The organism is Bordetella genomosp. 4 (assembly GCF_002261185.1).
Taxonomy (GTDB): Bacteria; Pseudomonadota; Gammaproteobacteria; order Burkholderiales; family Burkholderiaceae_B; genus Bordetella_A.
The window spans coordinates 40,736-65,466 of sequence record NZ_NEVQ01000012.1 but is presented as its reverse complement, the minus strand read 5'-3'; the positions used below and the strand labels follow the sequence as shown (position 1 = coordinate 65,466).

The following is a 24,731-nucleotide window of genomic DNA, read 5'->3' as shown; positions in this document are numbered from 1 at the left end:
GCGCAGGGCCTGATTCATTCGCGCCAAGCATACTGCGCTGGACGGCGGCATCGCGCCGCCGGGTACATGCGGGATGACGGCGACTTTAGCCCTGCTCCGCTCGCCACGCCTTATAACGCGCCAGATTCTGCTCGTTAGGCGGATACAAACCTGGCAACGGCGTGCCTGCCTCGACCTCGGACATGATCCATCCCTCCATGCGCTCTTGCTCGACAGAGGCTTCGACCACATCATTGATCAGGTCTGCGGGAATCAATACTGCGCCATCTCGATCGAGCACGATGTAATCGTTCGGGAAAACTGCAACGCCGCCGCAACCTACTGGCTCCTGCCACCCGACAAAGGTCAAGCCGGCAACGGATGGAGGCGCTGCGCCGCCGTTTGCCCATACGGGCAGTCCCGTGCCCAATACGCCCTCGAGGTCACGCACCACGCCGTCTGATACCAGCGCACTGACGCCACGCTTTTTCATACGCGCGCACAGAATGTCGCCGAAAATCCCCGCATCACTGACACCCATCGCGTCTACGACAGCGATAGCGCCTTCGGGCATGGCCTCGATCGCCGCACGCGTGGAAATGGGAGAGGACCAGGAAGCCGGTGTCGCCAAATCCTCGCGAGCGGGAACAAAGCGTAAAGTAAAGGCGCGGCCAACGATGCGCTTGGTAAAAGGAGCCAGCGGAAACGCACCGCGCAGCCAGACATTGCGCAAGCCCTTCTTGAGCAGAACGGTGGTCAGCGTCGCGGTCGTGACACCCTCCAGGGCTTGTTTGATCTTCGGTTCAATGGGCAATGCATCTACGGACATATGAGGCTCCTGAAGCGAATAAGAGAACAAACGGGAAAATCAATCGGCCAGATCGGCCAATAGACGTTGCTTGCCTGCCAGTACGTGTTGTTCGGCCAGCTCGCCAGCGCGAACCACGTCACCTGCCTTGATGGCCTCGACAATGCCTCGGTGCTCTGCATTGGAACGATTCATTTTGGCGGTGTAATTGAAAAATTTACGGCGAAACAGATGCAGCTCGTTGACATACTCGGTGTATGCACGCGCCGCATGGCGGTTGTTGCTGTATTCCAGGATCAAGTCGTGGAACTTCAGGTTCAGCTCGTAATAGCTGCCGCCGTCGGAGATTTCGGCTGCGGCCTCCATCTGGGCCAATAGATCCTCCAGTGCAGCGGTGCGCTCGGGCGACAAGTATTCGGTCGTGCGCCGTGCCGCATAGCCAAAGATCAACGCACGCAGATCATAGCTCTCGAGCATGTCCCGCATCGACATCTGGCGCACGAACATGCCCCGGTGCGGTACGGCAGTGACCAGGCCGCTGCCAGCGAGGATGCGTATGGCCTCGCGGATCGGTCCCCTGCTGAACCCCATCTGCTGCGCCAACGCGGCCTCGTTCAGCCGTGAACCCGGCGCGATGTCGCCCGAATAGATCAGACGCTTGATTTCCTCGGCCGCGGTCGCCGCGAGCAACGGTAGCTTTTGTTCGGATGGTTCAGTCATAGGCACGAAAAAGTGAGCAGGACGTGTCGCTGCGACAAGGCGATTATGACGGCAAATTGTACCTGTGCGCGGTCTGATCGACCCAAATCGAAGACAAATTTCAAATTATCGTATTCGATTTAAATAAAAGTGTTGACACTTTTTCGATGGCTTCATACGATGGATTCACAAAACAAGAGCAAAAACTGGCCGTGCCCGTAGGGCCCGGCTCTCGCCTGGCCCATCGCCTCGCGGTAAGGATGGGCCCGCCACGTCATGAGAGGAGCACTCGCCCATGTCTGACACGCAACACTCGCTGCCCTTGTCGCCCTACCGGGTCATCGATCTGACCCGGGTACGCGCCGGCCCGACGGCCGTACGCCAATTGGCAGACTGGGGAGCGGAAGTCATCAAAATCGAAGAGCCCGTCAACCCTGCCACCGAAACAGAGATGGGAGGGATGAGACTGGGCCCCGACTACCAGAATCTGCAGCGCAATAAGAAGAGCCTCACGCTCAATCTGAAGAGTGCCGAAGGACGGGCTGTGCTCGAAAAACTGGTGCAAAACGCCGACGTCATCGTGGAAAACTACCGGCCCGACGTCAAACATAGACTCGGCATCGATTACGACACACTGCGGCAGATCAACCCTCGTCTGGTCTACGCGAGCATTTCGGGTTTTGGCCAGGATGGTCCCTATGCCAAACGTCCTGGCTATGACCAAATTGTGCAAGGCATGGGCGGATTGATGTCAGTCACCGGACTGCCCGAATCCGGACCTGTGCGCGCAGGCATTGCCATCGCCGACACGACGGCCGGCCTGTATTGCTCGATCGGTATTTTGATCGCACTGCTGGATCGCGAACGCACGGGTGTCGGCCAATGGGTGCAGACCTCATTGTTGGAGGCCCAGTTGGCAATCCTGGACCTGCAGGCCGCCCGTTGGCTCGTGGCAGGCGAAGTCCCGGCGCAGGCGGGCAACAATCATCCCACCATCATTCCGACAGGCTTGTTCACCGCTCAGAACGGTCCGATGACATTGCAGGTGCCCGGTCAGCTGATGTGGGAACGCCTGTGCAAGGCGCTGGACAAGCCGCAGTGGCTGGACAACCCGAAATACCGTACCAACCGGGACCGATCCATCAATCGCGAAGCACTCAATCAGGAAATCAACGCGATCTTTGTCCAGCAGCCTCGTGAATACTGGATCGAAAAACTCAACGCAGCCGGCCTGGCTTGTGGCGCGGTCAACACGGTGGATCAGGCTTTTGCCGATCCGCAAGTGCAGCATCTGGGTATCGCGTGGCCGGTACGGCACCCCCAACTCGGCGATATCCAGCTGGTTGGCCAGCCCATCAAGAGCAGCCGTTACCAACCGACGTTGCGCACGGTTGCGCCCATGCCGGGCGAACACAATACCGAGATTCTGCAAGGACTGGGCATAGAGCCGTCCGAACTCCAGACGCTAAGGAACCAGCATGTCATCTGAGCACACTCCCGCGCTGCGTTATCAAAAGGAAGGTGGTGTGGCCACACTGTCCATTGATCATCCCACGCGGCATAACGCGATGACGTTCGACATGTGGGCGGCATTGCCCGGGCTAATTGAACAGGCAGACGCTGATACCGATGTACGTGTAGTAGTACTGCGCGGCGCAGGCGAAAAAGCCTTTTCGTCGGGATCGGATATCTCGCAATTCGGCGAACGTCGCAGCACCGAAGCCGGCGTGAAACTGTGGAACGACACAGTGGTAGCCGCGGCAGACCGCCTGGTCCGATTGGGCAAGCCCACCGTGGCGCTGATCCGCGGATTATGTTTTGGGGGGGGTGTCGGACTGTCATTGCATTGCGATCTGCGTTTCGCGACGCCTGATGCGAGCTTCAGCATTCCCGCAGCAAAGCTGGGGGTGGGCTATTACCCTGCTTGGCTTAAACGGTTGTCATCGCTCGTGGGACCTGCCGTGGCAAAGGAGATCATGTTCACGGCCCGCCGATACGATGCAGCCCAAGCGTTGAAGATAGGCCTGGTCAACGATGTGCGTGACGAGGCCGAAACACTGGAACTCGTCACCAGGATGGCGAGCCTGGCGCCGCTGAGTCTGCGCGCCAGCAAGATGGCCATCGACGAAGCCGTCGAGCCAGGCAAGTACGGCGACGAAGCCTGCCAACAAGCACTGCGCATGTGCTTTGCCAGCCAGGACTACAAAGAAGGCCAGGCGGCATTCCGGGACAAACGGCCGCCCGTATTCGCTGGCCGCTGATCTTCGTCCGGCGACGGCCGGCAACCGGAAAGAGGAGACAGAAGGTGAAGATAGAAAAAATCACCGCCACGCTGCATCGGCATGAGATCGACCTGCCCGATATCGGCAAATCGATCGAGAGCCGCATGTTCGTCTTTGTCGAAGTCACGACCGACGAATGCCAGAGCGGGTTTGGTATCACAGGTTCGATCCTGCCGTGGGCCGTCATCGCCTGCATAGAAAATCATCTCGCACCAGCGCTGAAGGGACGTGACGCATTGCACACCGAAGCGATTCACGCGCACGTGTGGAAACAGCTGAACAGCCGCGCCTATACCGGCGTGATTTCCAATGCGCTGTCGGCCATTGACGTTGCGCTATGGGATTTGCGCGGCAAGCAAGAGTCGCGCTCTGTGCATGAGCTGCTGGGCGGATTTCGGAATTGGGCGCCGACTTATGCGACCTTTGGCTATCCGTTTTTTGATGAAAGGCAGCTCGCTGACTACGCGCGCAAATTCATCGACGATGGCCACACGATGCTGAAGATGGTGGTCGGTGGAGAACCCTCGCGCACGTGGCGCGACGACGTTCGGCGCGTGCACGCCGCACGCGAGGCCATAGGGTCGGACGCGGCACTGATGATAGACGCCAATTGCTGGTTCAATCCCTATGAGGCGCGCTTGCTGTGCCGCGCGATCGAGGACTGCGAACTGATGTGGTTCGAAGAGCCTATCCAGCAAAATGATGCTCGTGCACTGGCAGACCTGCGGGCCAATACTTCAATACCCATTGCCGCCGGACAAATGGAAGGCCATCGTTGGCGCTATCGCGAACTGGTCTCGCATCATGCGGTAGATGTCTTGCAACCTAACGTGCTCTATAACGGCGGCTATACCGAATCGCTGAAGGTGGCGCATCTGGCGCAGGCCTACAACCTGCCCATGGCCAACGGTGGTGGCTGGCCAATTTTCAATATGCATCTACTGTGCGGTCTGATGAATGGCGGACCGGTCGAATTCCATTACGGGATGTGGCAAACGGGCAAGCATTTCTTTTACGGCACCCCAGACCCCGTGAACGGCCGCATGACCTTATCGGGCAAGCCTGGATTGGGATTTACACCTAACTACGATGCGTTGGACGCGGCCCGTATCACGGACCCGTCTCAAAGCCGATTCGAAGGGCGCGATAGCCACGGATATCTGCTGCGCGAGGCCATCCCGGCGATATAGCCCCCAGTTTCCGCAGTTCTACAAAGACTCACATCGGGCCTGCAGTTGACTGCTCGCCCACGAGCACCTTTACCGCAAGGCAGTTCCGGCAGCAAAACAAAATCCGGTCCATGGCACCGGATACATCCTGGAGGAAGACAAATGAATATCTCTATCGCCGCCCGCCTGGCGACGGCCTGCGCAGCGCTTGCACTACTGTCTGCACCGGCCTCGGCCAATGCGGAGTATCCAGAAAAGAACATCCGCATGATCATTCCGTTTGGTGCGGGAGGGGGCAGCGATGTGCTGGCTCGCACGATCGGCTCGGTCATCAAGGACCTTAAACTCGTACCGGTGGATTTCATGTATGAAAATCTGCCGGGCAGCAGCGGTGCGCGCGGTTACAAGGAAGCGTCGCGCCGCAAGGGCGACCCATACACGATGGCAACGGTCAGCGTGAGTTTTTTCACGACGCCGCTGCTGGGCAGGGCGCCGTTCAAACAAGATGATTTCACGCCTATTGCGGCGATTTCCATGTCGCCGTATGTGCTGGCGGTAAAGAGCGACTCGCCTTATCAATCGCTGAAAGACATGGCCCAATCCAAACGGCTGACTACGGGCACGGTAGGCGTGGTCTCGGACGCTCGGCTGCTGGCGGACATGGTAAGCAAGCAGATGAAGGTCAAAGTAGACGTAGTGCCCTTCGATGGCGAAGGGGAAATCACAACGGGAGTATTGGGCAAGCATATCGATTTCATGTTTGGCAATCCCAGCGAAATCATGCCTCAGATCGAGGCTGGCACTATGCGCGCCCTGGCAGTGAGCGCAGGGCAACGGCTGTCCTCGATGCCTGATGTCCCGACGTTCAAGGAACAAGGCTACGACATCGAACACACCATGCTGCGCAGCGTCGTGATGCCCAAGGGCGTCAAACCGGAGGTCGTCGCGTACTGGGAAAACGTGCTGCGTAAAGTCGCAGAGAGCAAAGAGTGGAAAGAGCGCTATCTGGACCGCTACAAGGACGAACCGCGCTACGAAGACGCGAAACAGACTGCGGCGCTGATCCAGCAAACCAATCAGCGCTATGTCGCCATCATGAAGGAACTGGACATCATCAAATAACTACCGGAACGCCGATCATGAAAATCGAAACACTCGATCGTGTTTTTGCAATGTTCTTGTTTCTGTTGGGGTTGAGCATTGCATATTTCGCGCCCTCCTATGGCTATATGAGCGATGGCAATCCTGGCGCAGGTTTTTTTCCGTTATGGGTGGGATTAGCCATATCAGGGCTGAGCATGGTGAATTTCGTGCGCAGTGTTGTGTGCAAGGAAAAACTGACTCAGGAAATCGCATTGCCCAGCCTGATCAAACCGGTGGCCCTCACGGGTGCCCTAGTGGCCTTTGTATTTCTGGCTGAACCGTTGGGCATGATGCTGGCATGCGCGGCATTGGTGTTTGCCATAGGCTGGATAATCCGCCCGCGTTGGGACCGGGTTTTCACGGCAAAAATCGTCGCAACGGCAGTGCTGTTTCCGGTCGCCGGCGAACTGGCATTCGGCGTGTATCTTGGCGTGCCCTTGCCCAAAGGATTGTTGGGAATCTGACTGTACGCACATTAGATGAGGGAACAACATGGACTCCATCGTCCTGCTACTCGAAGGGATAGTCAACGCGCTGTCATGGTCGGTGCTGACTGCCACGCTGATCGGTGTCTTGATCGGATTGCTCGTCGGTGTGTTGCCGGGTTTAGGCCCCGCGGCCGGTGTAGCGATCATGCTGCCCGTGGCAGTCGGCTTTGGCGGTGTCGAAGCCATTGCCGGTTTGGGCGGGATTTATTACGGCGCCATGTTTGGTGGCGCTGTTACCTCCATCCTGCTAGGGATCCCCGGTGAATCCGCATCGGTCATGACCGTCTTGGATGGCTACGCGATGGCCAAACAAGGCAAGGCGGGCGAGGCGTTAGGCATCAGTGTGTTTTCCTCGTTCGTCGGCGGCATATTCGGTCTGCTGGTCATGGCGCTGCTGGCATTGGCAATCGCGCGCGTAGCCATTGAATTTGGACCAACCGAAATGACGGCCGTCATGGTGCTAGCCTTTTCGCTGGTGAGCGTGCTGGGCGGACGGAACATCATCAAAGGGTTCACTGCGCTGTTTCTAGGTATCTGGATCGGTATGATAGGCATGGACCCCATCTCGGGACCGCCACGCTATACCCTGGGATCTATGGACCTGCTTGATGGAGTGGACTTCACCATCATTGCTGTCGGCATATTCGGGCTCGCGGAGATATTTTTCAACCTTTCGGAAAAGACAGAAAGCACCCGGGCTGCAGCCAGTTATTCATTGCGCTCGTTACTGCCCCGTGTGAGCCACATGATCCGCTGCAAAGGTGCGGTGGTACTAGGATCCATCATGGGTTTTCTCGTGGGCGTGCTGCCTGGTGTGGGTGCGACGGCGGCCACGATGCTGGCCTACGCCGCTGCGAAAAAGGTATCGCGCACACCAGAAGAGTTTGGCAAAGGCGCCATGCAAGGCGTTGCGGCCCCTGAGGCTGCAAACAACAGCGCGGCCTATGTGTCCATGGTGCCTATGTTCACACTGGGCATTCCTGGCTCGGCGACGACAGCCATCATGCTGGGAGGACTCCTGATGTTGGGCCTGCAGCCGGGGCCATTGCTGTTCACGAACAATCCGGATTTTGTGTGGACGGTGTTCGGCAGTTTCTGGGTGGGCAACGTCATGCTGTTGTTCCTGACGCTGCTGATGATTCCTCTGCTGGCTAGTGTGGTGTTCGTATCTACGGCCCTGCTCTACCCCGTTGTGATCGGCATGATTTTGTTCGGTGTTTTTTCGATCAATTATTCGATGTCCGATGTCCTGCTGGCCTTGGGCGCAGGCGTGCTGGGCTATCTGATGCTAAAGCTGGAGTATTCTGCAGTCCCGCTGGTATTGGGAGTAGTGCTCGGTCCCATGCTGGAGAACAATGTCCGGCGAACATTGATCCTGTCCGAAGGCGGACTGGGCGTGTTCTTCGAGCGCCCCATCTCGCTGGCATTCTTCCTGTTGGCCGCGTCAGTGGTGCTCTTTCCCCTGATATCGAAATGCCGGAAACGGAAATCGAACGGGACTTAAGGATCAGAAAAAAGCCAACACGGGTGCCGCCGCCGCGCATAGTCCCCCGGCCGAGAGTGCAGCGACAGGCCGATAGCTGACGAACCAGATCAGAAGCAAGCCTGCGAAGCTCAAGATACCGATCCATTCCACGGTGCCATAGGACCAACCCCATACCGCGGCCGACGCCCATAGCGACAACGCGAGTGCGGTCCAACCGACAATACGCAACGGCGTTCGATGACGGCGCGGCAATTCGCGGTCGAACACGTCCTCGTAGTGGCGATCCATAGCCAGACACAACGCGGAGAATCCGGCATAAGCCAGGCAGAAAGCGGCAATGCTCATCATGACGTCACCTCATTAACGGTACAGCCGGCGGTGACTGAGGTGGCAGCAGTCATGTGCGCGATGCCAACGTTTGAAGATGAGGTGGTCGGATGTGCCGTGCTGGACCGAACGGCCTCTCTAGTCGGCGGAAGCGGACGCGCCAATGCCGTCTTGCTTTTCTGATACGCCTTGCGCGACTTGTGCGCCATCCAGCCGAGCAAAGCCGCCGCAGCCAGCGAGGTCAGGTCAAAGCCAGCCATGACCCAGTCGCCTGCAGGCAAGGACACGCCTAAATGCCGGTCCGTCGTCAAAGCATTCAACACAGGCAGTGTGAGAGCCAACACTGCCGTCAATGACAACAAATCCATCCACTTACGTGCACGAAATGCGAAGGCATAGGCAAAACTCAAGCCCCAGGCGATGAAGAATGCGCGAGTTTCCCAGCTGCCACGTCCGGCCACATCAGCAGGCACCAAGCGGTTCGCCCAGAAATACACCACCACCGCCAGACAAAAACCGGCGATGCTGGCGGCGTTCAAGGCATCGACCAGACGCAGCGAAAACTTCTGCTGTGCCGCGGCGCCGGCTTTCTGACGACGTTTCGCAACCCATAACACCAGACCGCTGCCGACCATCGCCGTCCCGGCCAGGCTGACCAGAAAATACAGCCACCGCAGCAACGGCGCAGCAAAGAAGCCCAGATGCAAGCCGAGGATCGTGTCGGCGGTCGTCATCGCAGCACTGTCGTTATCGTGCCGCGATAGCAGCGCACCATCGACTCCATTGAATTGCATGCTGGGAGCATTGCGGCCATACGACACGCGTTCGCCCGAGTCTCGAGACACCGACACCATCGCGTTCTGTTTGCCGGGATTCGTCACCACCACGCGTCCCGCCCTGCCGCCCTGCCAGAGCGAGGTTGCCTGTGCCACCAGCGAACCCAGCGGCAACAGATCGGCCTGGCCGTCGACCGGACGCTGCTGAGGCGAGCCAGGGAACCGCTCGTCAAAATACGCGCGTGGCGTGTCATAGGCGGCCGAAATCCCCGCAGGTAACAGCATGACCACAAAGAGCAGCAGCCCACTGAACGTAATCATCAGATGAAATGGCAGCCCCAACACCGACAAGGCGTTGTGTCCGTCCATCCACGCGCGCTGCCCGCCCTTGGCAGGCCGGAACGTAAAGAAGTCTTTGAAGATTTTCTTGTGCGTCACGATGCCGCTGATGATGGCCACCAGCATGAACATCCCCGCGATACTGGCCAGCCAACGCCCCCACGGACGAGCCATTTCCAATTCGAAATGAAAGCGATATAAAAAATCGCCGCCGCGCGTTTCACGGGCTTTGATTTCCTGGCCGGTCGCGGGATCGAGCGTCACGCGTTTGAACCCCCGTTCGCCCGGCGCTGGCTTGGGGATTTGGTACAACAAACTCAGGTAAGGTTCGCGTGTCGAGGGCAGATCGATAAACCAGCGCGAGGCGTCCGGCGCGTGTTGGGTCAGATAGCGCTGCGCCATATCGGCGGCCTGATCTGCGGGTAATACCCGATGCTGTGCTGGCACCTCCGGCTGCATCCACGTGGTGATTTCGGGCCGGAAAAATGCCAACGTGCCGGTCAGGAACATCGCAAACAAGATCCACCCGAACACCAAGCCGGCCCAGGTGTGCAGCCACGCCATCGCCTGCCGAAAGCCTTCACCCTGTTCCGAAGGAGAATGCATTGATTTCGACTTCGCGAAAGCCTTGGACGAGACCGAGCTGTCTGGCGTCGCCTGGGACGCGGCATGAGCGACGCTGGATTTTGAGGCGTTTGTCATGCGGCCCCCGTCAACCCGTTGAGCCAGAACAGCCCTGCCAGCAACACCGTCGGCACGATAATCCCGGCCCATGCGCGCCACGTATTACGAGCAGCAAACACCCACATGACGGCAACCGTATAGGCGACGAATGCAAGCATGCCCGCCGTCACAACGGCATCGATGCGCGCCATGGGCAACCACACGGCCAGACTGGCGGCCGTAGCCGAGGCCAACGCATAGCCGCCAAACACCGCAGCGATAATGCGTGAGGCGACTGCCCATCGATAACGCGCCAGGCCGGCGCCGGGAATAGGTTTCACTGCGAATCCTGCGAACTCGATAATTTGAGAATTATAATCATTACGAGAAAAAACGGGGGCCTGCGCTCCAGGATGAAAACCATCGTGGAGCGCAGGCCCCGCCTCGGGATTACCAGCGATAGCGCACCGCGGCCTTCACTGTGCGGTCGTAGCCGTACCAGCACCAAGCCTCGCTCAGGCACGAGGCCACATAACGTTTATCAAAGACGTTCGCGACGTTCAGGCTGACTTGCCAGCCTTTCAGCGCCGGTTGATAGCGGCCCAGGTCGTAGTCCAGTCCCAAGTCGAACAGTGTGGCGCTGGATACCTTGAACGTATTGTTGGCATCGCCCCAGGTTTCGCCCAGATAGCGTACGCCAGCGCCTACCCCCAAACCGGCCAGCGGCCCGCTTTGCATTTCATAGTGCACCCATGCCGAGGCTTGGTGCTTGGGCACGCCGGCTGGTTGTGTGCCCTTCAGGCTGACACCTGCGGCATTGGGATTATCTTTGGTATAGGCGTTATGCATCCAGCTGTACGAGGCAATCACGCTCAAGCCCTCGACGGGCTCGGTCTTGGCTTCAAGTTCCAGACCTCGTGTGCGGACCTCCCCCGCCTGAATACTGCAGCGCCCGCCGCTGCAGATATGAGTAGGGTCAGGGTCCGTGGTGGTCAGATTCTTGCGGCGTAAATCGTAAATCGCGGCCGTCAACAAAGTCCGTGAGCCGGGCGGTTCATATTTCACGCCGAGTTCATATTGCTCGCCCTCGACGGGATCAAAGGGCGCGCCATCCCAGCCCGTCCCGTTTTGCGGCTCGAACGACTGCGAATAGCTGAAGTACGGTGCCACGCCATTGTCGAACAAATACAGCAGCCCCGCACGGCCGGTAAAAGCCTGGGCGCGCTGAGGCGTATGCGTGCGCACGCCCGTGTTCAGATTGGTCGCATTGGTGTTGGTGCGCGCCCAGTCATAACGGCCGCCGAGCAATAACGACAAGCGGTCCAGCTTGATTTGGTCCTGGAAATACAGACCGGCTTGATATTGAGTCTGGGTCTGATCGTTGGTGAAAGCCGGCATGGTGAAGCCCATGTCGTAATTAGGGTTCCAGGTATCCAGATTCAGGAAGTCGCCGGTGGCGGATGCTGACAAGGTATCCGTCTTGACACGTTGATAATCAAAGCCCAGCAAGGCCGTGTGGTCGAAAGGCCCTGTCGAGAAGTTCGCCAGCACGTTGTTGTCCAGCGTCAGCGCATCGAACTTCACGTCGGTCCCGGTCAGGCCGCGCTTGAGGTAACGATAGGTGCCGGGATCTGCCCAGCCGCTGTTGTAGATACTGCGATATTCGGCATCGGCATGCACGTAGCGCAATTTCTGCGTCGCTTTAAAGGTGTCGTTAAAGCGATGTTCGAATTCGTAGCCCACGGAATAATGCTTGCGGTCGCTGCGCTCGAAGCCCTTATCCCCGTCATAAAAACTGCGTGAGAAACGGCTGCCATCCGGTAACGCATGGACGGTCCCCATCGCGGGCAACGCACCGTACGCCCCCATATCCGGATCACGCTGGAAATGCGTCAACACGGTCAGGCGCGTGTCTGCTGTAGGCTGCCACAAGAACATAGGCGACACGTAATAGCGGCGCTCTTTGGTATCGTGCAATTGTCCATTGGCCTTGTAGCCAGCACCGACCACGCGATATAGCAAGGTGCCGTCGTCGTTCAGGCTGCCGCCCACGTCAGCCATGCCGCGCAATAGCGCGTTGGTACCAAACTCGGAGCCGACCTCGTTGACTTGCCCCGCCACCGGCCGTTTGCTGACCTGGTTCACTACACCGCCGGGGCCGCCTTGGCCGTACATGACGGAAGAAGGACCTTTCAGGACATCGACGCGTTCCAGGCGATAGGCGTCTACCTGCGGCAAGGCGTCCCGGCCGCCGAACACGCGCAGACCATCCAGATAGGTCGTGGCAGAAAAGCCCCGGATCGTGAACTGATCCAATCGAGTTGCGGTGGCTCCCCGCGTTTCCACCGCTACGCCAGGCGTATAACGAAGCACCTGGTTCAACGTGTTTGCGCCTTGTTGAGCGATCTGTGCCTGCGTAATCACCGAAATAGACTGTGGCGTTTCCAACAACGGCGTGTCCGTCTTGGTGCCAGTAGACGCGACGGTCGAAACCACGCCATACGTCTGGCCCGTGCCGGTCTCACTCTGTCCTTGCACCACCACGGGAGCCAGGCTCACCGTATCGCCAGCGGTCGACGGCGCGCGCCGCAAATGCCAGCCGCCCGTTCCGGGATAGGCCTCCAGGCCCGTCCCCCGCAAGATGGCGCGAAAGCCGTCGCCGGCAGAATAGCTGCCCTGCAACCCCGATGCACTCAATCCCGATACCAGGCCGGTATCGAATGAAATCAACACGCCGGCCTGCCGCGCAAAGGCGGTCAACACCTGGCCCAGCGGACCCGCAGGTACGGAGACGCTGCGTACGCCAGCCGCCGACTGGCGTGGCTGTGCAGCCGCCTGTGCCCATACGGCCGCAGGCACCGACACCAACCCAGCGCTCGCCAACGCCAATACCAGCGCGGGCAATGCGGCGGGCTGCCGGCCGTCTCGTATGCCATGGCAAGCGCTCATGCAACGAACCGCCCGGGATGAGAACAAGGATGCTAGAAAAGACAAGGCAACACTCCTGCGGAAATGAATGGGTCACAAAAGCCATTCCGCACGAGCACGCGACACCTGCAGGCGATAAGACGACTGAATAGCAACAAAAAGTAATTTTGGAAGCACGGGCAGCGATCTACGCACTGCGTTGCCGAGCGGGTCCCTCAGCCCCATCGATCCTCACCCACCACCGCCCCCAGCGCTTGATCGTGATTGGCAGTACGTGCTGCAACATGTTCAAGGCGCCATCAGTATCGTCCAACGGAAATACGCCAGATACCGATAAATCAGCCACCTCCGGACTGACCGATAGCATCCCGTGACGATAGCGCGCCAACTGGGCGACCACCTCGGCCAATCGGTCGCCATTCGCGACGAGTAGTCCGTCCATCCAGGCTGCACGGTTGTTCTGCGCCGCCGCCTCATGCCACGAGCCGGCCTTGCGATACAAGGCTGCACCCGCAGCCAGCACGCGAGGCTCGCTATCCTGCGCACTGACGCGCAACGAGCCCTCGTAAACATCGACGCGCATCTCCGACGCCTGGCGCCACAACGAAAAATGCGCGTTGTCCACTTCCACTCGACTACCGTCGACGTTGACCACCAAAGGAGAGACGCCGCGATCACAACGGACGGCAACACCCATTTCACCTCGCCACAACGTGAGCTCACGCCGCCCGTCGTGAAACGCCGATGACACCGCCGTATCGCTGGCCAAATCCATCCGAATATCGTCCGGCAACAGAACACGGCGGCGTTCGCCAACCCGTGTACTGTAATCCGCGACCAAGCGCTGCCAAGGTGTCCACTCGTACGCGGCGGCGCCCGTGCCGCCTAAAACAGCCACAGCGGCCATCCCCTTGAGCAAGGCGCGCCGCTGCTGTCCGTGTGAACGACTGCGTCGTCGCGCCGTCGCTGCGCCGACCAAATGCGTATGCGCGAAGTCCGATGGAACATCCCGCACCGCATGCGCGAAGCTCTCTAAGCGCGCCCAGGCATGCTCGTGACGCGGATCTGCTGCCCGCCACTGCCGACAGGCATCCAATGCGGCCGCGCCGCCCTCGCCCGACTGCAGCTCGATCCACCACGCTATGGCGGCCTGGGCAATGGGGTCTTTCTCCGTGTCAATCCTGGATGCAGACATAGCAGGCCATCAACGCACGGGTCATATATTGCTGTACCGAACTCACGGACACCTCGAGCCGCTCGGCAATCTCGGTGTAGCTCAAGCCGTCAATCTGAGCCATCACAAATGCCCGGCGCACATTGTCGGGCAGATCCGCCAGCATCCTATCCAGCATTTCGATCTGCTGCAAAACGGCCGCGCGCGTTTCTGCGGAGGGTTGGTGGGATTCCGGCTGGGCGGCCAGATAATCGAGATACGCCTGCTCCAAGCCGGCGCGACGGTAATGATCGATCAACAAGCCCTGCGCAATCGTGCGCAAAAATGGGCGTGCCTGCTCGGCGCGGACTTGCTTGCGGGCGGCGATGACCCGCACAAATACGTCCTGAGTCAGGTCCTCTGCCCGGAAAGGATTGCCCAGTTTGCCCCGCAGCCATCGGAACAACCAAGGCTGGTGATCGCGGTACAGATCGTCAATGGGCGCCGCCGCGGGCGCGACGGCCACGCTCGGTATGGAGGTTTTCACGGCGGGCGGAAAAAAAGCGCAAACCGCGATGGTAATTGATAACTACTATTATTATCAATCAGGATTACAAGCGAGTGCCGGTGCGCCCGGGCCGTGACGTGTTAGCACAACAACACGTCACCCAGCCATCCCCTCTGATGCGATCGGTCGTGCTTTTTACAGCCCTACCGTCAAACGGCGCTCGGATTCCAGATACTCGCGCGACTGCATTTCCAGGATGCGCGACACGGTGCGGTGAAACTCGTTGGCCAATGCGCCTTCGGTGTAGAGATCCTCGGGCTCGCATTCCGCCGACATGATCAGCTTGATCTTGTGGTCATAGAACACGTCGATCAGCCAGGTAAACCGGCGAGCCTCGGACGCCTGGCGCGGCCCCATGCGCGGCACATCCGACAAAATCACCGCGTGAAAACGGCTGGCCAATTCCAGGTAATCGTTCTGCGAGCGCGGACCGCCGCATAGCGTTGCAAAATCGAACCACACCACAGACCCGGCCAGCGCCTGCGCGCGCAGCTCGCGGTGCTCGATATGCAACACGGGCTCTTGCGGCGGCGTATCGGCCAGTCGATCAAAAGCATCCTGCAAAGCGGCTTTGGACTGTTCATTCAGCGGCGAGTGATAGCACTGCACCTGCTCCAGCGAACGGCGCCGGTAATCAATCCCCGCATCCACGTTCAAGACGTCCATGCGTTTCTGGATCAACTCGATTGCCGGCAAAATCCGATCTCGATGCAGCCCGTCCGGATACAAGGTCGACGGCTCATAGTTGGACGTCATCACAAACGAGGTGCCGTACTCGAATAGTTTGAGCAACAGGCGATAGAGGATCATGGCATCGGCCACATCCGACACATGAAACTCGTCAAAACAGATCAAGCGATAGCGCTTGGCCACACGGCGCGCTACCTCGTCCAGGGGATCTTGCATCCCTTTGACGTTTTCCAGTTCGCGATGCACGCCACGGATGAACTCGTGAAAGTGCAGCCGTGTTTTACGAACCACTGGTACCGTGGCGTAAAACGCGTCCATCAAAAAACTTTTACCGCGCCCCACTCCGCCCCACAGGTACACGCCGCGCGGGACATCGGGCCGGTTCAATAACTTCTTTAACGCATTCGAGCGCAGGGCCTTGAAACGCACCCAGTCGTCGTAATAAGCCTGTAATCGGTCAATGGCTTGCTTTTGCGCCACATCAGGTTGATACCCCCGCTCCGCCAGGGATTGTTCATAGTATTCGCGGACGTTCATATCGCAGCTGCAAACCTAAAAAGAAAAAAGGCGGTTCAACCGCCTCGTACTGTTCATCCGGCAATCTATCGCATGCACTACCGGTAATGGGACACCATCGCGCCGAGCCGTCATAGCCCGGCGCTCATCGATGCATCGCTCAGAATCAGAAATTCAGTGTGCGCTTGTCCACCGCCAGAGCCGCTTCTTTCACGGCTTCCGACAGCGTCGGGTGAGCGTGGCAGATACGCGCGATATCCTCGGCCGCACCACGGAATTCCATGATGGTCACGGCTTCGGAAATCAGTTCCGATGCCATCGGGCCAATGATATGCACACCCAACACCTCATCGGTCTTGGCGTCCGCAATCACTTTGGCAAAACCCGTCGTATCACCCAACGCGCGCGCACGGCCGTTCGCCATAAAGGGGAAGCTGCCCGCCTTGTACTCGCGGCCTTCGGCCTTGAGTTGCTGTTCGTTCTTGCCCACCCAGGCGATTTCCGGCGAGGTGTAGATCACCGACGGCACCGTCGCGAAATTCACATGGCCATGCTGACCGGCGATACGCTCGGCCACCGCCACGCCTTCTTCTTCGGCCTTGTGCGCCAACATCGGACCACGCACCACATCACCCACTGCCCACACGTTGGGCAAGTTGGTCTTGCAGTCGTCATCAACAGCGATGAAGCCGCGCTCGTCCAGTTTCAGGCCCACGGACTCGGCGTTCAAACCACCGGTGTACGGCACACGCCCGATCGACACGATCAGTTTGTCCACCGCCAGCTTTTGCTCGGCGCCCTTGGCATCCACATACGATACGTTCACCGATTTCGCCGTCGCCTTAACCTCGCCGATTTTCACGCCGGTCTGAATGTTCAGACCTTGCTTGGTCAGCACCTTCAGGGCTTCCTTGGCGACTTGCTGATCGGCAACCGCCAGGAAATCAGGCATCGCTTCGAGGACGGTGACTTCCGCACCCAGGCGGCGCCACACGCTGCCCAGCTCCAGGCCGATCACGCCGGCGCCAATCACGCCGAGTTTCTTCGGCACAGCATCGATATTCAGCGCGCCGTCATTGGACAACACGACCTTTTCATCGAACGGCAGGCCCGGCAACTCGCGAGGCGACGAACCTGTTGCCACGATCACGTGCTTGGCAACCAGGTCTTCTTCGGCCGTGCCGGTGACCTTGATCGCGTAACCGCCATCGACTTGACCAGCAAACGCACCCTTGCCATGGAAGAACGTGACCTTGTTCTTCTTGAACAAATACAGGATGCCGTCGTTGTTCTGCTTGACCACCGTGTTCTTGCGGCCAATCAGCGTATCGAGCTTCAGGCTGACGCCTTTGACTTCGATACCGTGCTCGGCAAAGTGATGGTTGGCCTGTTCAAAATGCTCCGACGACTGCAACAACGCCTTCGACGGAATGCAGCCCACGTTCGTGCAAGTACCGCCGGGCGCCGGGCCGCCTTGGCCGTTTTGCCATGCGTCAATGCAAGCAACGGACTTGCCCAACTGCGCAGCACGAATCGCCGCGATATAACCGCCGGGGCCAGCACCGATGACAACAACGTCAAATTGTTTGGACATAATGATCTCGAAATTGGGGAATTAAAGAAGCGCCAGCCGATGTAAACACCACAGAGCACATTGCATCAGAAGTACAGCCTGCCTCTTCAAAGGCGAGCAGATGCAGATGAGTCATGAACGCCAGCGATGTGCTGGGGCCAGGAGGCTTCGGTGCGGCGGGCCCGTTGAGGCCGCCGAGCGCTACCGAAGGAAGGCGGGGGGAAGTCGGCTGGGCATGTTTGAGCGTAGCGAAGCGGAGCGAGTTTGCCCAGCCGCCCCGCCTGACGAGGTAGGCGACGGGGAGTCTGGCCGCGCAGGCGGCCAGACCGGCCGAACGGGTCCGCCGCACCGAAGCCTCTTGGCCCCGGCACATCGCGACAGAAGAACCCATCCTCACGCCCGTCAAACTATTCAACGCTAGAAATTACAGATCCAACAACAAACGCTGCGGATCTTCCAACGCGTCCTTCATCGCAACCAAGCCCAACACCGCTTCGCGGCCATCAATAATCCGATGGTCATACGACAGCGCCAGGTAATTGATCGGACGAATCACGATCTGGCCCTTTTCAACGACCGGACGCTCCTTGGTAGCGTGCACGCCCAGAATGGCCGATTGCGGCGGGTTGATGATCGGCGTCGACAACATCGAACCAAACACACCACCGTTCGAAATCGAGAACGTGCCACCGGTCATTTCTTCGATGCCCAGCTTACCTTCGGCAGCGCGCTTACCGAAATCGGCGATCGTCTTTTCGATCTCGGCGAGCGAGAGCTGATCCGCGTTGCGCAGGATCGGCACCACCAGACCACGGGGGCTGCCCACCGCGATACCGATGTCAAAGTAGCCGTGATAGATGATGTCCTTGCCGTCGATCGACGCGTTGATCAGCGGGTACTTTTTCAGGGCGGCAACAGCAGCCTTGACGAAGAACGACATGAAGCCCAGCTTGACGCCGTGCTCTTTCTCGAACTTTTCCTTGTACTTGTTGCGCAGATCGATCACAGCCTGCATGTTGACCTCGTTGAACGTGGTCAAAATGGCGTTTTCTTGTTGCGACTGCAGCAGACGCTCTGCAATGCGAGCGCGCAGGCGGCTCATCGGCACGCGCTGTTCCGGACGGCCGTCCAGCGACAACGTCGTCGGTGCCGGTGCAGCGGCAGCGGCCTTGGCCGGCGCAGCGCTGGCGGCTTGAGCATCAGCCTTGGTCACACGACCGTCACGGCCCGTGCCAGCCACGCTGGCAGCGTCCACGCCTTTCTCGGCCAGAATCTTGGAAGCGGCCGGCGAAGCAATGCCTGCCGAACCCGACGAAGCCGGCGCAGCAGCAGCGGGAGCTGCCGGAGCGGCGGCGGGCGCAGCGGCTTCAGCCTTGGGAGCAGCAGCCGGGGCAGCGGCAGCCTGAGCAGCCGTGTCGATCTTGGCAATCAGTTGGCCCGACGCCACCGTGGCGCCATCGGCTTCCACGATTTCAGCCAGCACGCCCGATGCCGGAGCCGGCACTTCCAGCACCACCTTGTCGGTTTCGATCTCGATCAGGATCTCGTCTGCCTCGACAGCAGCGCCAGCCTGTTTTTTCCAGGTGAGCAGCGTTGCTTCCGACACGGATTCGGACAACTGGGGGACAACAACGTCAGTAATAGCCATGGTAATAGGTTCCTAAATATAGAGAGATTCGTTATCGGCGGCTGAGTTACTTAGTCAGCATGAAGCCTTTGTATTTCGCGGCAAAAGCCTGTTCGACCAATGCTTTCTGTTGCTCCTGGTGCTTGGCCAGGTAGCCTACCGCAGGCGACGCCGAAGCCGGGCGACCGGCATAGCCGAGTTTCTGACCGTCGGCCATATTCTCGTAGAGATGATGCTGAACATAGAACCACGGACCTTGGTTCTGAGGCTCGTCTTGCACCCAGACCACTTCAGTTGCATTAGCGTACTTGCGCAGTTCGGCTTCGAAAGCCTTGTGGGCAAAGGGATACAGCTGCTCAATGCGAACAATTGCGACGTGCTTGGCATCGCGCTCCGTGCGAGCGTTGACCAAGTCGTAATAGACCTTGCCCGAGCACACCAGCACGCGTTTGACCTTGCTCGCGTCGATCGTGTCGTCCAGCTCGCCGATCACCGGACGGAAGCTGCCGCCGGCCAACTCGGTCAGAGGCGAGCCTGCATCCTTGTTACGCAGCAGCGACTTCGGCGTAAAGATCACCAGAGGCTTGCGGAACGGGCGGATCATCTGACGGCGCAGCAGATGGAAAATCTGCGAGGCGGTCGTGGGCTGAACCACCTGGATGTTGTTGTCCGCGCACAACTGCAGGAAACGTTCGATACGGCCCGACGAGTGCTCGGGGCCCTGGCCCTCGTAGCCGTGCGGCAGCATCAGCGTCAGACCCGATTGGCGGCCCCATTTGGCTTCGCCCGAGCTGATGAACTGGTCGATCACGACCTGAGCGCCGTTGACGAAGTCACCGAACTGGGCTTCCCAGATGGTCAGCGTGTTCGGCTCTGCGCACGAATAACCGTATTCGAAACCGAGCACGGCTTCTTCGGACAGCACCGAGTCGATCACCGTGAACGGCGCCTGGCCATCGGAGACATTTTGCAGCGGCACATAGGTGCCATCATTCCAACGCTCGCGGTTTTGATCGTGCAGCACGGCATGACGGTGCGTGAACGTACCGCGGCCCGAATCCTGGCCGGTGATACGGACGGCATAGCCCGAGGCGACCAAGGTGGCGAAGGCCAGATGCTCGCCCATGCCCCAGTCGAGGTTCTGCTCGCCCTCGGCCATCTTGCGGCGCTCGGTCAGCAGTTTCTTGACCAGCGGGTGGGGCGTGAAGCTGTCCGGAACCGTGGTGATGCGCTCACCGATGCGCTTCAACTCAGCCAGCGGCACTGCGGTGTCGGCCTGATCGGTCCATTTTGCACCCAGGAACGGCGACCAGTCGATCGCGTACTTGCTCTTGTAGTCGGTCAGCACAGGCTCGATCGTGCGCTGGCCGTCTTCCATGAGCTGACGGTAGTCCTTGACCATCTGGTCGGCTTCGCCCTCGGCCAGCACACCTTGCGAGGTGAGCTTGTCGGCGTACAGCTTGCGCGTGCCGGGGTGATGGCCGATGCGCTTGTACATCAGGGGCTGGGTCAATGCCGGCGTGTCTTGCTCGTTGTGGCCGAGCTTGCGGAAGCAAACAATATCCAGCACCACATCGTGGTGGAACTGCATACGGTAGTCCAGCGCCAGCTTGGTTGCGAACACGACTGCCTCGGGATCATCGCCGTTGACGTGGAATACCGGGGCTTCGATCATTTTGACCACGTCGGTGCAATACAGCGTCGAACGCGTATCGCGGGGGTCGGAGGTGGTGAAACCGATCTGGTTGTTGATGACAATGTGCAGCGTGCCGCCCGTACCGTAGCCGCGCGTTTGCGCCAGGTTCAGGGTTTCCATCACAACGCCCTGGCCGGCAAAGGCCGCGTCGCCGTGCACCAGCACCGGCAAGACTTGCTTGCCTTCAGGGTCACCGCGGCGCTCTTGGCGGGCACGGGCGCTACCCTCGACCACGGGGTTGACGATTTCCAGGTGAGACGGGTTGAACGCGAGCGACAGGTGAACTGGGCCGCCGCGCGTGGACAGATCGCTGGAGAAACCGTTGTGGTATTTCACGTCGCCATCGGTCAGGCCTTCGGCATGCTTGCCTTCGAACTCGGCAAACAGGTCGCCGGGCATTTTGCCCATGATGTTGACCAGCAGGTTCAGACGGCCACGGTGAGCCATGCCGACCACGATTTCCTGAACACCGGATTCGCCAGCGTGGTTGACCACCTCGTCCATCGAGGCGATGAAGCTTTCGCCGCCTTCGAGGGAAAAGCGCTTCTGGCCCACGTACTTGGTGTGCAGGAAACGCTCGAGACCTTCGGATTCGGTCAGCTGCTGCAGGATGTGACGCTTTTCTTCGTTGCTATACGAGGCCGCGCCGAAGGTCTTTTCCAGGCGTTCCTGGATCCAGCGCTTGGCGGCGGGATCAGATATATGGGTGTATTCGGCACCGATGCTGCGGCAGTAAGTGTCGCGCAGCGCCTTCAGGATGTCGCGCAGCGTCATGGTGCTGGCGGTCGTGAAGTAGGTATTGGTGGCCGAATAGGTCTGGTCCAGATCGGCCTCGGTCAGGCCGTAGAACGAGGGATCCAGCTCGGGGATCGGCGGACGCTCTTGGCGCTTGAGCGGGTCCAGATCGGCCCAGCGCGAGCCCAGCGAACGATAGGCGCCGATCAGCGACTGCACCGAAACCTGTTTGCTGGCGATCGACAGATCGGGTTGGGCGGAGACTTGCTGCACGAACCCATTGTTGCGGGCGCGCTGAGCAAAGGACTCGACGATGGGGGCATGTGCGCGGTCGCGCGTCGTTTCCTGGCCATCGGTTGCAGGGGAATGCTGCAACTGATCGAAATACTCGCGCCAGTTATCGGGCACAGAGCCCGGGTTGTCCAGATACGCCTCGTACAGCTCTTCGACGTAAGGGGCATTGCCACCAAATAGATATGAGGTGGACAGAGATTCTGATTCGGAAGACATATATTGCTTCACCTTGCGAGTGCTTCACTCGATACGATGCAGGAAAACCTTCCGCGACACGGGCTTCCCGTTAGCGGATAGCAGGGGCAGAAGGCACGTACAAGCCCTGAAAGCCTATGGCGCAAAAGTATACTCCCCGGGATTGCACCTGTCTTGCCGCATTGCGGCACGACCCATCTGCGCCCGGGCGAGGCCACAGACTGGGATAGTTGAGAAGTTCCCGCCAACATCCGTCATGATGCCGGCTATACGCTCGAAGTCTCCTTCATCCGGTTTTGGGAAAAGTCCTGGCCAAGCTGTGACGTGAAAACCACGGAGCCATCACGGGAAACGCCATTTGCACGATCTGGCCGCACTGATGGCATCCTGTTACGCTATTTTTCCGCCCTTTTATGACACTCGTCCTGCCGACACGATACGTCGGTAGAAGAGTACCGCCACACCGGCGAACACCGCCAGTCCCAGCCAGTTTGCGATCGGCGCGAAATCCGTTCCTGCCAGGGCCAGGGGCGCCTCGCTGCCCGAGGCCCCGATGATGGCCGCCATCAACACCCCAACCAGGCTTTCGCCGACGATCAGGCCCGACGCCAGCAAGGTACCGCGCCGATTCGGCAGTGCAGCATAGCGGTCATAAGGCTGCCCGGCCTGCTCTGCCCGGCGGCGCAGCGCCCGCTCGATCAACCAGGCGAGCAACGCCCCCACGACCAGCGGGGCACTGACCGTCGGAGGCAGGTAAATCCCGATCCCTACCGCCAGCACCGGCATCCGGGCGACCCGGCAGGTACGCTTCAGAATGCCGTCCACTACGATCAACCCCACGCCCACTGCCATACCGATCAGGATCATGGCCCAGTTCAGCTGATGGGTAAAAATCCCGCGCGCGATGGCCAACATCAAGGTCGCCTGCGGCGCCGACAATGCCTGGTCGGGGTCCATGCCGGCATGCGGCAAGGCATCGGCAAAACCGTAGGCGTTATAGAGCAACTCCAGGATCGGGGAAATCACTGCTGCGCCCACCACGCAGCCGATCAACAGCGCCACCTGCTGACGCCAGGGGGTAGCCCCGACCAGCCAGCCGGTTTTCAGGTCCTGCAGGTTGTCGTTGGCAATCGACGCCACAGCGACCACGGCAGAGGTCGTGAAAATCGCCAGCGCGATGGCCATCTGCACACCCTCTTGGCTGCCGAGCAAGCCGGTCGAGCGCTCCAGACCCAGCATCAACAAGGACACCAACACGATGGCGACAATGCCCACCCCGGAAATCGGGCTGGTCGACGATCCCACCAAGCCGGCCATATAGCCGCAGGCGGCAGCCACCAGAAAGCCAAAAATAAAGGCAAATGCCACGGCGTGCGTCACCAACAGCCCTACACTGCCGGCGGTCACAGGCTCTGCCCGCAAAAACGACGCAAACGTCACCACCAGAATCACCACCAGCACCAAGGTGACGATCGCAATCCAACGCCCGGACAGATCTTGCTCAGTACGCAATGCAGCACTTTGTTCGGATCTGCGCGTCGCGCTGAATGCCGAGAAAGAGGTTTTGATACCGCGCATCATCGGCATAAAAAGTGTGGCCAGCGTCCAGATTGCACCAACGCCGATCACCCCTGCCCCGATAAAACGTACCTGTGAACTCCACAGTCCGGTGGCATAGTCCATCACGGACAGGTCTGCCGGGCGGTCGCCCAGGGCAGTCAGCACGGGAACGGAAATTCCCCAGGCGATCACCAAGCCAGTCAGCATGGCCAGACCTGCCACGATACCGATCAGATACCCTGCCCCTAACAGTGCCATGGAGAAACCCATCGGCAGGCGAAACACCGCAGCGCCGATCGTCGGCCACACGCTGACAGCATCGCCCAGGACGCGCAGGCCGCTGGAAGCGAAACTCACTACGGCGGCGATGCCAGCCCCGCTGAGAATATCGGCCATGCCCGTGGCCGCCGGCTTGGTCTGGCTCGCCCCCGGCGCAGCGCCGTCCGTCGCGGCCGAATGAGCGTCCACGACACGTCCTGACGGCGACGAACCTGGCGATGTCTGGCCACCATCGTCGCCCAGGGCTGCGCCCTCGCCCGTCCCGCTACCCACGCGCAGGATCTCTGCCGCCGCGACGCCCTCGGGGTACGGCAGAGAACTCTGCACTACCATGATGTGCCGCAACGGAATGGTGAACATCACGCCGAGCATGCCGCCCGCGGCGCATATGCCCAGCGTTTCCCAGAAAGGAAACCCGTGCCAGTGCCCCATCATGACCAACGCGGGCAGGATGAAAATGATCGATGACAAGGTGCCCGCGGCCGACGCCTGCGTCTGCACCATATTGTTTTCGAGAATATTAGAAGTCCGAAACAGCCTGAGCACCGACATGGAAATGACAGCCGCCGGAATCGCCGACGAAAACGTCAATCCGACCTTCAGGCCCAGAAACACGTTGGATGCGGTGAACACTACGGTAATCAATGCGCCGATCAGGACGCCCCGGACTGTGAGTTCGGGCAGCGTGATCGAATCAGGAACGCGCGCAGGTTCTGCCATGGGTCAACATGTCCTTGCGAAAAAGATAACGATTTTCA

19 protein-coding genes are annotated in these 24,731 nt (G+C 59.6%); 6 read left to right on the top strand and 13 right to left on the bottom strand.

Annotated elements, in window-relative coordinates; genetic code table 11:
- Positions 1 to 85 precede the first annotated feature (85 nt).
- Both CAL20_RS08195 and CAL20_RS08190 read right to left on the bottom strand, forming a co-directional pair.
- Positions 86 to 808, bottom strand: coding sequence for a ribonuclease activity regulator RraA (locus CAL20_RS08195; protein ID WP_094820336.1), 723 nt, complete (start codon positions 806 to 808; stop codon positions 86 to 88).
- A 39-nt stretch (positions 809 to 847) separates the two neighbouring features.
- Positions 848 to 1,507 carry a GntR family transcriptional regulator gene (locus CAL20_RS08190; RefSeq protein WP_094837603.1) on the bottom strand — a complete coding sequence of 220 codons (660 nt, stop codon included), beginning with the start codon at positions 1,505 to 1,507 and terminating at the stop codon, positions 848 to 850.
- Between the two features lie 274 nt (positions 1,508 to 1,781).
- Between CAL20_RS08190 and CAL20_RS08185 the strand changes: the two genes are divergently transcribed.
- The 6 genes from CAL20_RS08185 (at position 1,782) to CAL20_RS08160 (ending at position 8,072) form a co-directional block, all read left to right on the top strand.
- Positions 1,782 to 2,975 (top strand): CaiB/BaiF CoA transferase family protein, encoded by a 1,194-nt coding sequence (locus CAL20_RS08185; RefSeq protein WP_094820334.1) that lies wholly within the window; start codon positions 1,782 to 1,784, stop codon positions 2,973 to 2,975.
- Positions 2,965 to 3,747, top strand: a complete 783-nt coding sequence (locus CAL20_RS08180) for an enoyl-CoA hydratase (protein ID WP_094820333.1) — start codon at positions 2,965 to 2,967, stop codon at positions 3,745 to 3,747. Before CAL20_RS08185 ends, CAL20_RS08180 begins: the two co-directional genes overlap by 11 nt.
- Before the next feature lie 44 nt (positions 3,748 to 3,791).
- Entirely contained in the window at positions 3,792 to 4,958 is a 1,167-nt protein-coding gene (locus CAL20_RS08175; RefSeq protein ID WP_094820332.1) for a mandelate racemase/muconate lactonizing enzyme family protein, read from the top strand.
- Positions 4,959 to 5,099: 141 nt separating this feature from the next.
- The gene (locus tag CAL20_RS08170) at positions 5,100 to 6,059 is read left to right on the top strand and encodes a tripartite tricarboxylate transporter substrate binding protein (RefSeq protein WP_094837602.1); all 960 of its coding nucleotides are present in this window, start codon (positions 5,100 to 5,102) and stop codon (positions 6,057 to 6,059) included.
- A 17-nt stretch (positions 6,060 to 6,076) separates the two neighbouring features.
- Positions 6,077 to 6,544 (top strand): tripartite tricarboxylate transporter TctB family protein, encoded by a 468-nt coding sequence (locus CAL20_RS08165; protein ID WP_094837601.1) that lies wholly within the window; start codon positions 6,077 to 6,079, stop codon positions 6,542 to 6,544.
- Positions 6,545 to 6,572: 28 nt separating this feature from the next.
- Positions 6,573 to 8,072, top strand: coding sequence for a tripartite tricarboxylate transporter permease (locus CAL20_RS08160; RefSeq protein WP_094820329.1), 1,500 nt, complete (start codon positions 6,573 to 6,575; stop codon positions 8,070 to 8,072).
- Between the two features lie 3 nt (positions 8,073 to 8,075).
- Here the strand turns inward: CAL20_RS08160 and CAL20_RS08155 are convergent, their stop codons facing one another.
- From CAL20_RS08155 to CAL20_RS08105, 11 genes are all read right to left on the bottom strand, one after another.
- The gene (locus tag CAL20_RS08155; RefSeq protein WP_176456460.1) at positions 8,076 to 8,402 is read right to left on the bottom strand and encodes a DUF3325 domain-containing protein; all 327 of its coding nucleotides are present in this window, start codon (positions 8,400 to 8,402) and stop codon (positions 8,076 to 8,078) included.
- The gene (locus CAL20_RS08150; protein ID WP_094837600.1) at positions 8,399 to 10,102 is read right to left on the bottom strand and encodes a PepSY-associated TM helix domain-containing protein; all 1,704 of its coding nucleotides are present in this window, start codon (positions 10,100 to 10,102) and stop codon (positions 8,399 to 8,401) included. The genes CAL20_RS08155 and CAL20_RS08150 overlap by 4 nt, the downstream gene beginning before the upstream one ends.
- A 92-nt stretch (positions 10,103 to 10,194) precedes the next feature.
- The gene (locus tag CAL20_RS08145; protein ID WP_373558284.1) at positions 10,195 to 10,500 is read right to left on the bottom strand and encodes a DUF3649 domain-containing protein; all 306 of its coding nucleotides are present in this window, start codon (positions 10,498 to 10,500) and stop codon (positions 10,195 to 10,197) included.
- Between the two features lie 109 nt (positions 10,501 to 10,609).
- A complete protein-coding gene (locus tag CAL20_RS08140; protein WP_094837599.1) occupies positions 10,610 to 13,108 on the bottom strand; it encodes a TonB-dependent siderophore receptor in 2,499 nt (832 codons plus the stop codon).
- Between the two features lie 166 nt (positions 13,109 to 13,274).
- Complete coding sequence (locus tag CAL20_RS08135; protein WP_094820326.1) at positions 13,275 to 14,282, bottom strand: FecR family protein; 1,008 nt, start codon at positions 14,280 to 14,282, stop codon at positions 13,275 to 13,277.
- The gene (locus CAL20_RS08130; RefSeq protein WP_094820325.1) at positions 14,263 to 14,787 is read right to left on the bottom strand and encodes a sigma-70 family RNA polymerase sigma factor; all 525 of its coding nucleotides are present in this window, start codon (positions 14,785 to 14,787) and stop codon (positions 14,263 to 14,265) included. The genes CAL20_RS08135 and CAL20_RS08130 overlap by 20 nt, the downstream gene beginning before the upstream one ends.
- Positions 14,788 to 14,943: 156 nt before the next feature.
- Positions 14,944 to 16,035, bottom strand: coding sequence for a cell division protein ZapE (gene zapE, locus CAL20_RS08125; protein WP_094820324.1), 1,092 nt, complete (start codon positions 16,033 to 16,035; stop codon positions 14,944 to 14,946).
- A 145-nt stretch (positions 16,036 to 16,180) separates the two neighbouring features.
- A complete protein-coding gene (lpdA, locus tag CAL20_RS08120; RefSeq protein WP_094837598.1) occupies positions 16,181 to 17,608 on the bottom strand; it encodes a dihydrolipoyl dehydrogenase in 1,428 nt (475 codons plus the stop codon).
- A 403-nt stretch (positions 17,609 to 18,011) separates the two neighbouring features.
- A complete protein-coding gene (odhB, locus tag CAL20_RS08115) occupies positions 18,012 to 19,235 on the bottom strand; it encodes a 2-oxoglutarate dehydrogenase complex dihydrolipoyllysine-residue succinyltransferase (RefSeq protein WP_094837597.1) in 1,224 nt (407 codons plus the stop codon).
- 46 nt (positions 19,236 to 19,281) lie between these two features.
- Complete coding sequence (locus CAL20_RS08110) at positions 19,282 to 22,155, bottom strand: 2-oxoglutarate dehydrogenase E1 component (RefSeq protein WP_094820321.1); 2,874 nt, start codon at positions 22,153 to 22,155, stop codon at positions 19,282 to 19,284.
- A gap of 390 nt (positions 22,156 to 22,545) precedes the next feature.
- Entirely contained in the window at positions 22,546 to 24,693 is a 2,148-nt protein-coding gene (locus tag CAL20_RS08105; RefSeq protein ID WP_094837596.1) for an OPT family oligopeptide transporter, read from the bottom strand.
- Between the last annotated feature and the right edge of the window lie 38 nt (positions 24,694 to 24,731).

Bases quoted from the DNA above. Each gene is read 5' to 3' on its own strand.
- CAL20_RS08180 (WP_094820333.1), top strand. From the start codon at position 2,965: ATGTCATCTGAGCACACTCCCGCGCTGCGTTATCAAAAGGAAGGTGGT.
- CAL20_RS08105 (WP_094837596.1), bottom strand. From the start codon at position 24,693: ATGGCAGAACCTGCGCGCGTTCCTGATTCGATCACGCTGCCCGAACTC.
- CAL20_RS08140 (WP_094837599.1), bottom strand. From the start codon at position 13,108: ATGAGCGCTTGCCATGGCATACGAGACGGCCGGCAGCCCGCCGCATTG.
- CAL20_RS08165 (WP_094837601.1), top strand. From the start codon at position 6,077: ATGAAAATCGAAACACTCGATCGTGTTTTTGCAATGTTCTTGTTTCTG.
- CAL20_RS08150 (WP_094837600.1), bottom strand. From the start codon at position 10,102: ATGCATTCTCCTTCGGAACAGGGTGAAGGCTTTCGGCAGGCGATGGCG.
- CAL20_RS08195 (WP_094820336.1), bottom strand. From the start codon at position 808: ATGTCCGTAGATGCATTGCCCATTGAACCGAAGATCAAACAAGCCCTG.
- CAL20_RS08185 (WP_094820334.1), top strand. From the start codon at position 1,782: ATGTCTGACACGCAACACTCGCTGCCCTTGTCGCCCTACCGGGTCATC.
- CAL20_RS08190 (WP_094837603.1), bottom strand. From the start codon at position 1,507: ATGACTGAACCATCCGAACAAAAGCTACCGTTGCTCGCGGCGACCGCG.
- CAL20_RS08170 (WP_094837602.1), top strand. From the start codon at position 5,100: ATGAATATCTCTATCGCCGCCCGCCTGGCGACGGCCTGCGCAGCGCTT.
- CAL20_RS08155 (WP_176456460.1), bottom strand. From the start codon at position 8,402: ATGATGAGCATTGCCGCTTTCTGCCTGGCTTATGCCGGATTCTCCGCG.
- CAL20_RS08160 (WP_094820329.1), top strand. From the start codon at position 6,573: ATGGACTCCATCGTCCTGCTACTCGAAGGGATAGTCAACGCGCTGTCA.
- lpdA (WP_094837598.1), bottom strand. From the start codon at position 17,608: ATGTCCAAACAATTTGACGTTGTTGTCATCGGTGCTGGCCCCGGCGGT.
- CAL20_RS08110 (WP_094820321.1), bottom strand. From the start codon at position 22,155: ATGTCTTCCGAATCAGAATCTCTGTCCACCTCATATCTATTTGGTGGC.
- odhB (WP_094837597.1), bottom strand. From the start codon at position 19,235: ATGGCTATTACTGACGTTGTTGTCCCCCAGTTGTCCGAATCCGTGTCG.
- CAL20_RS08135 (WP_094820326.1), bottom strand. From the start codon at position 14,282: ATGTCTGCATCCAGGATTGACACGGAGAAAGACCCCATTGCCCAGGCC.
- zapE (WP_094820324.1), bottom strand. From the start codon at position 16,035: ATGAACGTCCGCGAATACTATGAACAATCCCTGGCGGAGCGGGGGTAT.